Origin of the sequence: Actinomadura sp. BRA 177 (assembly GCF_013372625.1) — a bacterium.
GTDB lineage: Bacteria > Actinomycetota > Actinomycetes > Streptosporangiales > Streptosporangiaceae > Spirillospora.
On sequence record NZ_JABXFD010000294.1, the window covers coordinates 1 to 13311 of the forward strand.

Here is a 13311-nt window from a genome sequence, read left to right on the forward strand (position 1 = left end):
AGCGCGGCGCGGGCGGCGTTCGCCCCGCAGGCGCCGTGGACGCCGCCGCCGGGGTGCGCGGACGCGGACGCCAGGTACAGCCCGGCGATCGGCGTCTCGGCCCGTCCGAGACCGGGGACGGGACGGAACACGAACTGCTGGTGGATCATCGCGGTGCCGCCGTTGAGCGCCCCGTTCAGCAGGTTGGCGTCGTGCTCCTGGAACGCGGGAGGCGCGATGACGCGGCGGCCGGTGATCCGGGCGCGGAAGCCGGGGGCGAGGCGCTCCACGACGTTCTCCACGCGGTCGGCCATGGCGTTCTGCTCGCGTTCGTCCCAGACGCCGGTGATGCCGTCGGGGCCCGCGTCCGCCTTCACCCGGTGCGGGACGTGCGTGTAGGCCCAGACCGACTCGGTCCCGGCGGGGGAGCGGGCGGGGTCGGCGGTGGTCATCTGGCCGAGCAGCGCGAACGGCTCGGCCGGGACGCGCCCGGTGGCGAGGTGCGCGCTGTAGTCGGTCATGGCGTCCATGCCGGGGGAGAGGTGGACGGTCCCGGCCCGCCCGGCGCCCGGCGACGACCAGGGGATGGGGCCCGACAGCGCCCAGTCGACCTTGAAGGTGGCGTGGTCCCAGGTGAAGCGGCGCATGTCGGCGGCCAGCGAGCCGGGCAGGTCGGACCAGCCGACCAGGCCGCCGTAGAGGGTGGGCGCCGCCACGTCCGCGAGCACGGCCCTCGCCGCCCGCACCGGCTCTCCCTCGGGGGTGCGCACGCCGAGCGCCCGCCCGTCCCGGACGACGACCGACGCGACCGGGGTACCGCAGCGGACGCGTCCGCCCTTCGACTCCAGCCGCCGCACGAGCGCGGCGGTCAGCTCGCCCGCGCCGCCCTCCGGGACAGGCCAGCCGTACCGCTGGCCGATCATGGCGAGCAGCCAGCCGAACACCGAGCCGGCCGTCGACTCGGGGAACATGTCGGTGTGCAGCGCCGACCCGGCGAGCAGCAGCCGCCCGCCCGGCCCGGTGAACTCCTGCTCGCCGAGCGTGCGGACGGGCGTGAGCAGCGACCGGACGACGCGGAGCCCGCCCGCGCGCCGCGCCGCCACCGCCAGCGGCAGCGCCGCCTTGACCGGCGGGAACGGGGTGAACAGGGCGCGCAGGACGTCCTCTCCCATCTCGTCCCAGAGCGCGCAGAGCCGCAGCCATGCCTCGCCGTCGCCCGCGCCGAGCGCCTCCAGGCTCGTCGCGGTGGCGTCGCGGTCGCGTTCGAGGACGGCGGAGCGGCCGTCCGGCAGCGGATGAGCGAGGACGGCCGGCGCGTGCCGCCAGCGCAGCCCGTGCCGTTCGAGCTCCATCGCGCGCATCACCGGGGACGCCACGCCGAGCGGGTAGAACGCGCTGCAGACGTCGCTCACGTAGTCGGGATGCACGCCCCGGTCGCTGCGCACGGCGCCGCCCGGCTCCGGCTGCGCCTCCAGGACCTCCACGTCCCAGCCCGCGTCGGCCAGCACGTTGGCCGCGACGAGCCCGTTGTGCCCGGCGCCGACGACCACGGCGTCCGCCATGTGGCATCCCTCCCGAAGATCACCCTACGGGTACCCGGGCGGGCGCTGTTCAGCCCACGTCGCGGCGTGCCAGGAGCCGCAGCACACCGGGCGCCACGCGGGACGTCAGGTAGCTCAGCCGCGCCTCCGGCGTGACCGGCACGACCGCACGGTCGTTCCGGACGGCCGCGACGATCTGCTCCGCGACGCGCTCCGGCCCGTAGCCGCGCCGCGCGTAGGCCCGCGCCACCCGCTCCTGGCTGCGCGCCTCGTCGTCCTCGTTCCGGCCCACGAAACGGGACGTCCGCGTGATGTTGGTGTTGATGATCCCCGGGCAGATGGCGCTGACTCCGATGCCCTTGCCCTTCAGTTCGGCGCGCAGGCATTCCGACAGCATCAGCACCGCCGCCTTGCTGGTGGCGTATGCGGGCAGTGCGCGGGACGGCGTGAACGCGGCGGCCGACGACGTGTTGACGATGTGGCCGCCGTGCCCGCGTTCCACCATCTGCTCGGCGAAGAGCCGTGAGCCGTGGAGGACGCCCCCCAGGTTGACGTCCAGGACCTTGCGCCAGTCGTCGGCGGAGTGGTCGAAGAAGGACCCGGCCATGCCGATGCCCGCGTTGTTGACGACGACGTCCGGCACCCCGTGCTCGTGCAGGACGGCCTTGGCGAAGTCCTCCATCGCGGTGGGGTCGGACACGTCCACCTGGAAGGCGTGCGCGGTGCCCCGGCCCGCGAGTTCGGCGGTGCGCCGCGCGGTCTCCAGGTCGAGGTCGGCGGCGATGATCTCGGCGCCGCGCCCGGCGAACGCCAGTGCCGTGGCGCGGCCGATGCCGCTGCCGGCGCCGGTGACGACGACGAGCGAGCCGTCGAACGGGCGCCGCTACGGCCGTACCCGCGCCCGGTCGAGCGCCCGGGCCTCTGCGGCGGTGGGCGGGCCGCCGCCGGCGCCCGCGATGTGCTCGGTGATCCAGCGCGCGACGACGCCGGGGTGGCTGCGGGGCACCCAGTGCCCGGCCGCGATGGGGCGCAGCGACAGGTTCGGGACGCGCTCGCCGAGGCCGCCCACCAGGTGCGGCGAGACGAACAGGTCCCGGGTGGGGATGATGACCTGCGTCGGGACGTCCGTGCGCCGGCCGGCGGGCCTGCGCAGCCGCCGCACCATGTTCGCCCGGTACAGCCCGACCCCGGCCGCGGCGTCGCGCGCCATCGTCCGCGCCGGGTGGCCGGGACGCGGCTCGACGCCCTCGCCGACGGCCAGCGCGCGGGTGAACAGCCTGGTCATCCCGCCCAGCCACAGCGCTTCCGGCAGGACCGGCGTCTGGAAGAAGTAGATGTACCAGGACCGCGCGGCCTGCCCCGCCGCCCGCCTCAGGCTGCCCGGCGTGGGGCGGGCGAGGTTGCGCCGCATCCAGTGCCCGACGTGGTCCAGGGACGGCCCGGAGATCGAGGTGAAGGAGGCGAAGCGGTCCGGCATGGTGCAGGCCGCCTCCCAGCCCTGGATCGACCCCCAGTCGTGCCCGACGAGGTGCACCTTGCGGTCGGGCGCCGCCGCGTCCAGCACGGCCCGCATGTCGGACATCAGGTAGTCGAACGTGTAGCGCTTGCGCCCGAACGGCCGGGACGACGCCCCCGCGCCGCGCACGTCGTACCGGACGACGTGGAACCGCTCGGCGAGCAGCGCGGCCACCTCGTCCCACACCGCGTGGGTGTCGGGGTAGCCGTGGACGAGCAGCACCGTGGGCCGCGACGGGTCGCCCTGCTCGCAGACGGCGAGGTCGACGCCGTCCCCGCGCACCCGGCGCCTGCGCACCAGGGGGATTCGGGCCGCTTTATTAGACATCTTGGTAATAAATCGCCGAATCGTCCCGCGGTCAAGGGGACGCGGCGTGACCCGCGCCACGGGACGCCGGAGGGCCCGTACGGCGCGGTGGTACGGGCCCTCGGGGCGGGGTCTAGTACGGGTCGTAGCCGGCGGCCTTCGCGGCGGGCGACTGCATCAGGTACTCCAGCGCGCGCGGGGTCGAGCACACCTTGGACGGGTGGTGGTTCGGCTTCAGGTAGACGGGCGCCTCACCGAGCAGCAGCTTGAAGATGCCCGGCACGTGCCCCTGCCGGACGGACCGCCGGTACGACCGGTACACCCGCAGCGGCGTCACCCGCTTCTTGATCGTCGGGTCCTGCTTGAGCAGGTACAGCGACCCGCCAATCAGCGCCCAGTACAGGAAGAACAGCGACACCACCCAGGCCGCGACGCGCGTCGGGTAGCGGCCGCCCACGGCCTTGTAGACGTCGAACACCACCGAACGGTGCTCGACCTCCTCGGCGCCGTGCCAGCGCAGCAGGTCCAGCATGGTCGGGTCCACCCCGGCCCGCTCGAACCGCTCGTTGTCCATGATCCACTGGCCGAGGACGGCGGTGTAGTGCTCGATCGAGGCGACCGCGGCCAGTTCGAACCGCAGCCGGCGGCGCCACGCGCGCGGGTTCTTCTCCTTCAGCGCCGCCATCTGCGCGGGCCGGTCGGCGTTGCCCTTGGCCGCCGCGTCGGTGATCTTGGAGACGTCGATCCCGTTGGCCTCCAGGATCTGGTCCAGCACGCCCTGGTGCGAGCGGGCGTGCACCATCTCCTGGCCGATGAAGCCCCGGATCTCCTCCTGGAGCCGCTCGTCCTTGATGTACGGCCGGGCGTCCTTCACGCACTGGATGAACCACTTCTCGCCCTCGGGCAGGACGATGTGGAACGAGTTGATGATGTGCGTGGCGACGGGGTCGCCCGGCACCCAGTGCAGCGGCGTGGTGGACCAGTCGAAGGACACGCGCCGAGGCTTGATCGGCGGATGGCGCTCGTCGATGCCGGCTCCGCCGTCTGTCAGGGGCCTCGTCATGCCGTCCTCACTTCACTTCCGCGCGCGCGTTTGCATTGAGGGAGCAGTCAACTACTGAGGGGGCCGTGGTTTCTTGCGGCCGAACCAACAAGTTACCGCTTGGTCTTCGGCTCGTGATGACAAGTACCGCCCGTCAGAGGGCGATCCGCTCCGCACCGGCGTAGACGTTCATGGTCTCGCCCCGCAGGAAACCGACCAGCGTCATCCCGGCGTCCTCGGCGAGCTCCACCGCCAGCGACGACGGCGCCGACACCGCCGCGAGCACCGGGACGCCCGCCGTCATCGCCTTCTGCGTCAGCTCGAACGACGCGCGGCCGCTCACCATGAGCACGGTTCCGGTGAGCGGCAGCCGCCCCTGCCGCAGCGCCCACCCGATCACCTTGTCGACCGCGTTGTGCCGTCCGACGTCCTCTCGCAGCGCGAGCAGCCCGCCGTCCGCGTCGAAGAGCCCGGCCGCGTGGAGGCCGCCCGTCCGGTCGAAGACCCGCTGCGCCTCGCGCAGCCGGTCGGGCAGCGCCGCCAGCGTCTCCGGCGCGAGCCGCACCTGATCGGCGGCCACCTCGTACGGCCGGTCGGCGCGCAGCGCCTCGATGCTCGACTTCCCGCACACCCCGCACGCGCTCGTCGTCGTGAACGCGCGGGTCATCGAGTCGTCCGGCGGGGGCACATCGGGCGCGAGCACCACATCGAGCGTGTTCTGCTCGTGCGTGTCGGCGCAGTACCGCATCGTCGCGAGGTCCCGCGCGTCCCCGATGACGCCCTCGGCCGCGAGGAACCCCGCCACGAGATCGAAGTCGTGCCCGGGGGTGCGCATCGTGATGGTGAGCGGCTTGCCGGCGACGCGGATCTCCAGCGGCTCCTCCACCGCGAGCGTGTCGGGCCGGCGCCCCCGCGTCCCGGTCGTGCTGAGCCGCAGCACGGGCCTGCGCACGGTGATCCGCCCCATGAACCGGACGGTACCCCGGATACCCATGAGTAACGAAAAGTTCGGCCCAGCGCGTCCTGTTTCGGGTCCTTTTCTCCTAGGGACGGGGCACCCTGGCCCCCGGGTCGCGCCGGAACCGATCATCGGAACGTGCCAAAGCGCGCCCCAAGGGGACCGGGGCGCCACACGACACGAGGAGTCAAGACACCGATGCGCAAGTTCCTGCTCGTGCCCGCCCTGCTGGGCGCGCTGGCGCTGACCACGACCGCCTGCGAGGTGAACAAGAGCATCTCGATCGGCAAGACCGTCTCGGCCGCCAAGGTGGAGGAGCAGATCGTCGCCAAGTTCGGCCCGCCCTTCGACGACGGCGGCATCGGCCCGGCGACCGCCGAGTGCCCGGAGGACCTCAAGGGCGAGGTCGGCGCGACCATCGAATGCACCGTCAAGGACGGCAACGGCCGCGACTACCCGCTGATCGTCACCGTCACGGCGGTCGAGGGCGACCAGGTCCGCTTCAACATGAAGGAGCCCCCGCAGCCGAAGGGCGCCGAGTAGCCGAAGGGCGCCGAGTAGCCGTCAGTCGCGGCGGTCGATGTTCCAGTTCGCCACGATCGCCGCGAACGGCGGGATGATCAGCGCCGCCACCGACATCGCGATCGCGGCGGTGTGCGACCAGTGCCGGACGACGGCCCACGCCAGCACGAACAGCGTGAGGCACGTCCCCATCATGGCGCCATAGGCGATCTTCCGCCCCCGCATACCTCCACGCTACGCCGTCCCCCCGCCCGCGGGCGGGGGGCGGCGCGCAGCGGAGGCGTACGGGAATCGAACCCGCCGTCCCGAGATCCTCGGGACCGTCGGCTTTGAAGGCCGGGGAGGCCACCAGGCGCTCACACGCCTCCGCAAACGATCTTAGCCCTCGTAAGGAGGGCCCCCGGGGTCAGCCCGCGTAGAGGGCGTCGATGTCGGGGGAGTACTTGGTGTGGACGACGCGGCGCTTCAGTTTGAGGGTCGGGGTCAGCTCCTCGCTCTCGGCGGTCCACTCGGCGGGGAGCAGGCGCCACTTCTTGACCTGCTGGACGCGGGCGAGCCGCGCGTTGGCATCCTCGACGGCCTTCGCGACCTCCTCCTGGACGAGGGGGTGGTCGGCGAGGGCGGCGAGGTCGGTGGTGTCGATGCCGTGCGCGGCGGCCCACACGGGGGCGACCTCGCCGTCGAGGGTGATGAGGGCGACGACGTACGGGCGGCGGTCGCCGAAGGCGAGGGCCTGGCCGATGAGCGGGTGCTCCTTGAGGTGGTTCTCGATGAGGGACGGCGCGATGTTCTCGCCGCCCGCGGTGATGATCAGTTCCTTCTTGCGGTCGACGACGGTGAGGAAGCCGTCGGCGTCCAGGCGGCCGACGTCGCCGGTGCGCACCCAGCCGTCGGCGTCGATCAGCTCGGCGGTCGCGTCCGGGCGGTTCAGGTAGCCGGGGGTGCAGGTGGCGCCGCGGACGAGGATCTCGCCGTCGCCGGCCAGCTTGAGCTCGACGCCGTCGAAGGCGCGGCCGACGGTGCCGAGCTTGAAGGAGTCGGCGAGGTTGGCGGTGATGGCGCCGGTCGTCTCCGTCATCCCGTAGGCGTCGAAGATCTTCAGGCCGAGGCCGGAGAAGAAGCGGGCGACGTCCAGCGGCAGCGGTGCGGCGGCGCTGGAGGCCTGGGCGACGCGGTCCAGGCCGAGGAGGGCGCGTATCGGGGTGAGGACGGTCTTGTCGGCCTGCTCGAAGGCGGCGGTGATCTCGGGGGTGAGGCTGTTGCCGTACTCCTGGGCCGTGACGTAGGCGCGGCCGGCTTCGAGGGCCGAGCCGACCGCCTGCTTCTTGGCCTCGTCCGGCTCGGCGGACAGGACGGCCTGGATGCCGGCCATGAGCTTCTCCCAGATGCGCGGCACGCCGAAGAAGGAGTGCGGGCGCACGTCCTTCAGGATGGCGCCGAGCTGCGTCGGGTCCGGGCAGAAGTGGACGTGGGACGCCAGCGTGATCGGCAGGTAGTAGCTGAGGACGCGGTCGGCGATGTGCGCGAACGGCAGGTAGGAGACGCCGGAGGGGTGGTCGGGCAGCACGGAGCTGCGCTTCACCATGGCGGCCTCGTTCAGCACCATCGAGTGGGTGATCAGGACGCCCTTGGGGTCGCCGGTGGTGCCGGAGGTGTAGAGCAGGGTGACGGTGTCCGCGGGCTCGACGGCCTGCCAGCGGCGGTCGATCTCGGCGGGGTCGGCGGCGAGCCGCTCGCGGCCGAGGGCGGTGAAGTCGTCCCAGGTGAGGTAGCGGTCGCCGGCCGGGCAGGCGGCGGCGTCCACCACGATGATCTTGCGCAGCTCCGGCAGCCGGTCCAGGACGGGCTGCCACCGGTCGAGCTGGTCCTTGCCGTCCAGGACGGCGTACCTGGCCGCGCAGTGCCCGGCGACGAACGCGACCTGGTCGGGCGCGAGCGTCGCGTACACCGTGGTCGGGACGCCGCCCGCGTGCACGGCGCCGAGGTCGGCGAGCACGTGCTCGGAGCGGTTCGGCATCATCAGCGCGACGACCTCGCCGGGCGCCAGCCCGAGGGCGGCGAACCCGGCGGCCGTCTCCAGCGCGCGTGTCCGGGTGTCCGTCCAGGTCAGGGTCTTCCATTCACCGTCGATCCGGTCGGAGTAGGCGGGCCTGCCGCCGTGCTCCGCGGCGGTCTCCGCCAGGCTCGTGCAGACGGTCCGTTCCCCAATCTCCATGTCGCCCCTCGAAAAAGTAAGTGATGACTTGCACGAAGGGGAATCGCATCATGCCGAACGTCGTTCGGACAAGTGTTTCCCGGATTTCCGTGCTGGTCGGGCGGGATGTTCGCTGCTCGGTGACCGCACCCGTACTGTCCGTTTCTTGATCATTTGCGGTAGTTGTGCGTTAAATCGTGCGGGTGACCCGCCTCGCCCCAGCCGCACGCCTGACGCAGTACGCCCACGGCGGCGGCTGCGCCTGCAAGATCCCGCCCGGGGTGCTGGAGCGGGTCGTGACCGGCCTCACCGGCGGCGGCGACTCGCTGCTCGTCGGCGGCCCGGACGGCGACGACGCGGCCGTGCTGCGGATCCGCGGCGGCCGGGCCGTGGTGTCCACCGCGGACTTCTTCACCCCCGTCGTCGACGACGCCTACGACTGGGGCCGCATCGCCGCCGCGAACGCGCTCTCCGACGTCTACGCGGTCGGCGGCGAGCCGCTGATGGCGCTGAACCTGCTCGGCTGGCCCGTCGACACGCTGCCCGCCGAGCTGGCCCGCGAGGTGCTGCGCGGCGGCCGCGACGTCGCCGCCCTCGCCGGCTGCGCGATCGCGGGCGGGCACAGCATCGACGACCCCGAGCCCAAGTACGGCCTCGCGGTGACCGGCGTCGCCGACCCCGGCCGGCTGCTGCGGCTGGACGCGGGCCGCCCCGGCGTCCCGCTGTCGCTGACCAAGCCGCTCGGCACCGGCGTCCTCAACGCCCGGCACAAGGCCACCGGCGAGGTGTTCCCGCACGCGGTGGAGACGATGGTCCGGCTCAACGCGGACGCGGGCCTCGCCGCCCTGGAGCGCGGCGCCATGTGCGCCACCGACGTCTCCGGTTTCGGGCTGCTCGGCCACCTGTACAAGGTGGCGCGGGCGAGCGGCGTCACCGCCGTGGTGAACGCCTCCGCCGTCCCCTACCTGGACGGGGCCCGGGCCGCCGTGCGGGACGGGTTCGTGCCCGGCGGGACGCGGCGCAACCTGTCGTGGGTGTCCCCGCACACCGACTTCCGCCGCATCGCCGAGGAGGAGCGGCTGCTGCTGGCCGACGCGCAGACCTCCGGCGGGCTGCTCGTCGCCGGGGAGGTCCCGGGCGCATCCGTGATCGGCGAACTCGTCCCCCGGGGACGGCACGCGCTCGTCGTCCGCTGACGCCCCGTCCGGCCGTGTCGCCGCCCGCCACGCGGGTAGGGGTTCGTGCACCGTCCTCCGGACCGGGGAGTGAGGAGCGCGCATGACCATCGGGGGGCTCGCGGCCGCCGTCGTCCTGGGCGCGGTGATCGGTGCCCTCGGGAGGCTGCTCGTGCCGGGCCGGCCCGGCATGCCGGTGTGGCTCCTGATGGCGGCGGGCATCGTCGCGGCGTTCGCCGGGACGGGCCTGGCCCAGGTGTTCGGCCTCGGCGACGGCCACTGGAGCCCCTGGGAGACCGTCCTGCAGATCGTCCTCGCGGCGGCCGGCGTCTGCCTGGTGGCGGCGTTCTGGCCGAAGCAGACCGGGCGGCGCCCCTAGTCCCGGCGCAGGACGGGGCGCAGGCCGTCCAGGACGTCCGGGTCCTCGATCGTGGACGGGACGGTCACCTCCTGCCCGTCGGCGATGCCGCGCATCACGCCCCGCAGGATCTTGCCCGAGCGGGTCTTCGGCAGCCCCGCGACGACCGTGATCTCCTTGAGCGCGGCGACGGGCCCGACCTGCTCGCGCACCATCGCGACCAGTTCCGCCGCCAGTTCGCCCGGCTCGGCGAGGACGCCGCTCTTGAGCACGACGAGCCCGCGCGGAACCTGCCCCTTCAGCGCGTCCTGGACGCCGATCACCGCGCATTCGGCGACGGCCGGATGGGACGAGATGACCTCCTCCATCGTCCCGGTGGACAGCCGGTGCCCGGCCACGTTGATGACGTCGTCGGTGCGGCCCATCACCCACACGTAGCCGTCCTCGTCGATGTGCCCGCCGTCACCGGTCAGGTAGTGCCCGGGGAACTTCGTCAGGTACGACTCGACGAACCGCTCGTCGTCCTGCCAGAGGGTGGGCAGCGTGCCGGGCGGCAGCGGCAGCCGGATCGCGATGTCGCCGTCGGCGCCGGGCGGGACGGGAGAGCCGTCCGGGCCGAGGACCCGCACGTCGTAGCCGGGCACCGGCACCGACGGCGAACCCGCCTTCACCGGCATCGGCTCCAGCCCGCGCAGGTTCGCCACGATCGGCCAGCCCGTCTCGGTCTGCCACCAGTGGTCGATGACCGGCCGGTCCAGGATCCGCGACGCCCACCGGTAGGTGTCGGGGTCGAGGCGCTCCCCGGCGAGGAACAGCGTGTCCAGCGCCCACAGGTCGTGCCCGGCGAGCAGCGCGCCCTCCGGGTCCTCCTTCTTGATCGCCCGGATCGCGGTCGGCGCGGCGAAGACCGCCTTCACCCGGTGCTGCGCGGCGACGCGCCAGAACGCGCCCGCGTCCGGCGTCCCCACCGGCTTGCCCTCGTACAGGACGGTCGCGCAGCCGGTCAGCAGCGGCGCGTACACGATGTAGGAGTGCCCGACGACCCAGCCGACGTCGGACGCGGCCCACCACACGTCGCCGGGCCCCACGCCGAACACGTTCTCCATCGACCAGCGCAGCGCCACCGCGTGCCCGCCGTTGTCGCGGACGACGCCCTTCGGCCGCCCGGTCGTCCCCGACGTGTACAGGATGTAGAGCGGGTCGGTGGCGGCGACGGGCACGCACTCGGCGGGCTCGGCGGCGGCGACCGCCTCGTCCCACTCCACGTCCCGCGGCCGGACGAGGTCGGCGTGCAGCTGCTCGCGCTGCCGGATCACGCACCGCTCGACCTTGTGCCGCGCCATCTCCAGCGCCTGGTCCAGCAGCGGCTTGTAGGGCACGACCCGGCCCGCCTCGATGCCGCAGGACGCCGACACGACCGCCTTCGGCCGGGCGTCGTCGATGCGGACGGCCAGCTCCCGCGCCGCGAACCCGCCGAACACGACCGAGTGCACCGCGCCGAGCCGGGCGCACGCCAGCATCGCGATGACCGCCTCCGGCACCATCGGCAGGTAGATGACCACGCGGTCGCCGCGGTCCACGCCCTGCGCGCGCAGCGCCCCGGCGAACCGCGCGACGAGGCCGGTCAGCTCCCGGTAGCTGTAAGTGCGCACCGTCCCGGTGACGGGGCTGTCGTAGATCAGCGCGGGCTGGTCGCCGCGGCCCTCCTCGACGTGCCGGTCCAGCGCGTTGTCGCACGTGTTCAGCTCACCGCCGGTGAACCAGCGGTAGAACGGCGGCGCGCCGTCGTCCAGCACCCGGTCCGGGGGGACGAGCCAGCGGACGTCGCGCGCCGCCAGCCCCCAGAAGCGGGTCGGGTCGGCGATGCTGCGTTCGTACGCGGCCGCGTAGGCGCCCATGTCGTCCTCCCGGTGATGGGGCCCTGCCCCGATCTGCGCTGCGGCCCCTGTCGGCGATTCGGGCCGCATCCCTATAGGGCACGGCGCGGGGCCCGTTCGTCAAGGGCCCGCGCCGTCCGGTCGCGCGCCGGCGGCCGTCAGCCGGGGTGCCGCAGCGCGTGCGCGACGGCGATGACGGCGGCCACGGCGGCGCCCGCCGCGACGATCCAGAAGCACAGCTCGTAGGCGGCGAGCGTGGGCATCTCGGTCCCGGCGATCACCTGCCCGGCCAGGATCGACGCGGTGACGGCCCCGGCGATGCCGCCGCCCGTGGTGCGGACGAGCGAGTTGATGCCGCTGGCGATGCCGCTCTGGTCCATCGGGACGTGCTGGACGGCGAGCGTGCCGAGCGCCGCGTAGGCGATCCCGAACCCGATGCCCTGGATCGCGCTGAACGCGAGCAGGTCGTACACGTGCGAGTTGGACACCGCCAGCCACGCGTAGCACAGCCCGGCGAACGCCGACCCGACCGCGAGGGTGTAGGCGGTGCCGATCCGCGCGACGATCCGCCCGGACATCCACGAGAACACCAGCATCGTGACGGTGCTCGGCAGCATGTACAGGCCGACGTCCAGGACCGAGCCGTCCAGCCCGTACCCGACCTGCGCGGACGGCGCCTGCACGAACCCGGCGATCAGCGTGAACGCGGCGAACATCGAGAAGCCGAGCAGCATGGAGATGACGTTCGCCGACAGCGACCGGGGGCCGACCAGCAGGTTCAGCCGCACCAGCGGGGCGCGGACCCGCAGCTGGACGACCGTCCACACCGCGCACAGCGCGGCGGCCCCGCCGAACAGGCCGAGGACGCCGGCCGACGTCCAGCCCCACGCGTTGCCCTCGCTGATGCCGAGCAGCAGGCAGCTCAGCCAGGCGGCGAGCAAGACCGCGCCCGCGAGGTCGGGCCGCCCGCCGGGCCGGGCGCCGGCGTCGCGGGCGCACACCGCGACCAGCGCCAGCGCGGCGGCGCCCAGCGCGGCGGTGATCCAGAACACCGGGCGGTGGCTGTCGGTGCGGGCCGCGATCAGCCCGGTCACGATCATGCCGGCGCTGCCGCCGACGCCCATGGTGGCGCTGACGATGCCGATCGCGGTGGTGATCCGCTCGCGCGGGAAGGCGTCCCGGATCATGCCGATGGCGAGCGGGATCATCGAGGACGAGACGCCCTGCAGGGTCCGCCCCGCGATGAGCACCGGCAGCGAGCCGGACACCGCGCAGACCACCGACCCGGCCAGCAGCAGCACCAGCGCCAGCATGATCATCCGCTTCTTGCCGTACATGTCGCCGAACCGCGTCAGCAGCGGGGTGGCGACCGCGCCGGCCAGCAGCGACGCGGTGAAAACCCAGGTCACGTCGGTGATCGGGGCGTCGAAGCGGAGCATGAACTGGGGCAGCAGCGGCAGCACCAGGGTCTGCTGCACCGAGACGACCATCCCGGCCGCCGCGAGCGCGAGCAGGGTGCGGCCGGTGCGCGCCGGTCCGGCGGGCGGGGGCCCGGTCGCCGTGTGCGCCGTGGCCGGGGCGCCGGTCATGCGAACCTCCGCGGGTGCGATCGAGGGGGGAGAGCGGGGACGTCCGGCCGGCGGGAGCCCGGCCGCGCGGCGCTGTGCTTACTTAAGTTAAGTAAGTGTAGAGGGGTAGGGTTTCCGGCATGTCAGCAGCCGTGCCGCCGGATCCGGACGGGACCGGGATCGTGGAGATCGAGCGGGCGCTCAGCCGCGTCGCGCACATGCTCACCCGGGCCCGGCGGCGACGACGGTCCGGTCCTGTCTCTTATACACATCTG

At 73.3% G+C, this 13311-nt stretch carries 11 protein-coding genes, 1 tRNA gene and 1 pseudogene; 3 read left to right on the top strand and 10 right to left on the bottom strand.

The features are described 5' to 3' along the window. The 5 genes and pseudogenes from HUX53_RS13750 to fdhD all read right to left on the bottom strand — a co-directional run. A partial coding sequence (locus HUX53_RS13750; protein ID WP_176403574.1) for an NAD(P)/FAD-dependent oxidoreductase occupies positions 1–1541 on the bottom strand: 1541 nt, incomplete at its 3' end. 49 nt (positions 1542–1590) lie between these two features. Further along, positions 1591–2370: pseudogene (locus HUX53_RS42510) on the bottom strand (SDR family NAD(P)-dependent oxidoreductase); the annotation flags it as partial. A 33-nt stretch (positions 2371–2403) separates the two neighbouring features. Continuing rightward, positions 2404–3333 (bottom strand): alpha/beta fold hydrolase, encoded by a 930-nt coding sequence (locus tag HUX53_RS42515; protein ID WP_309237204.1) that lies wholly within the window; start codon positions 3331–3333, stop codon positions 2404–2406. Positions 3334–3475: 142 nt separating this feature from the next. After that, positions 3476–4405, bottom strand: a complete 930-nt coding sequence (locus HUX53_RS13760; protein WP_176403575.1) for a metal-dependent hydrolase — start codon at positions 4403–4405, stop codon at positions 3476–3478. Between the two features lie 133 nt (positions 4406–4538). Then, complete coding sequence (gene fdhD / locus HUX53_RS13765; RefSeq protein WP_176403576.1) at positions 4539–5351, bottom strand: formate dehydrogenase accessory sulfurtransferase FdhD; 813 nt, start codon at positions 5349–5351, stop codon at positions 4539–4541. Positions 5352–5540: 189 nt separating this feature from the next. On the opposite strand from fdhD, the gene HUX53_RS13770 reads away from it, so the two are divergent. Next, on the top strand, positions 5541–5885 hold the full coding sequence (locus HUX53_RS13770) for a DUF4333 domain-containing protein (RefSeq protein WP_176403577.1): 345 nt from the start codon (positions 5541–5543) through the stop codon (positions 5883–5885). Positions 5886–5906: 21 nt separating this feature from the next. Here HUX53_RS13770 and HUX53_RS13775 read toward each other — a convergent pair whose 3' ends face one another. The 3 genes from HUX53_RS13775 to HUX53_RS13785 all read right to left on the bottom strand — a co-directional run bounded on the left by HUX53_RS13775 (position 5907) and on the right by HUX53_RS13785 (position 8079). Continuing rightward, positions 5907–6089 (bottom strand): DUF3099 domain-containing protein, encoded by a 183-nt coding sequence (locus HUX53_RS13775; protein ID WP_176403578.1) that lies wholly within the window; start codon positions 6087–6089, stop codon positions 5907–5909. 49 nt (positions 6090–6138) lie between these two features. Further along, positions 6139–6232: transfer RNA gene (locus tag HUX53_RS13780), tRNA-Sec, on the bottom strand. Positions 6233–6270: 38 nt separating this feature from the next. Beyond that, complete coding sequence (locus HUX53_RS13785; protein WP_176403579.1) at positions 6271–8079, bottom strand: long-chain fatty acid--CoA ligase; 1809 nt, start codon at positions 8077–8079, stop codon at positions 6271–6273. Positions 8080–8261: 182 nt separating this feature from the next. Between HUX53_RS13785 and selD the strand changes: the two genes are divergently transcribed. Both selD and HUX53_RS13795 read left to right on the top strand, forming a co-directional pair. Continuing rightward, on the top strand, positions 8262–9254 hold the full coding sequence (gene selD / locus HUX53_RS13790; protein ID WP_176403580.1) for a selenide, water dikinase SelD: 993 nt from the start codon (positions 8262–8264) through the stop codon (positions 9252–9254). Positions 9255–9336: 82 nt separating this feature from the next. After that, on the top strand, positions 9337–9612 hold the full coding sequence (locus HUX53_RS13795) for a GlsB/YeaQ/YmgE family stress response membrane protein (protein ID WP_176403581.1): 276 nt from the start codon (positions 9337–9339) through the stop codon (positions 9610–9612). Here the strand turns inward: HUX53_RS13795 and HUX53_RS13800 are convergent. Both HUX53_RS13800 and HUX53_RS13805 read right to left on the bottom strand, forming a co-directional pair. Further along, on the bottom strand, positions 9609–11489 hold the full coding sequence (locus HUX53_RS13800) for a propionyl-CoA synthetase (RefSeq protein WP_176403582.1): 1881 nt from the start codon (positions 11487–11489) through the stop codon (positions 9609–9611). The genes HUX53_RS13795 and HUX53_RS13800 overlap by 4 nt on opposite strands. Before the next feature lie 137 nt (positions 11490–11626). Next, positions 11627–13057 (bottom strand): MFS transporter, encoded by a 1431-nt coding sequence (locus tag HUX53_RS13805; protein ID WP_176403583.1) that lies wholly within the window; start codon positions 13055–13057, stop codon positions 11627–11629. Between the last annotated feature and the right edge of the window lie 254 nt (positions 13058–13311).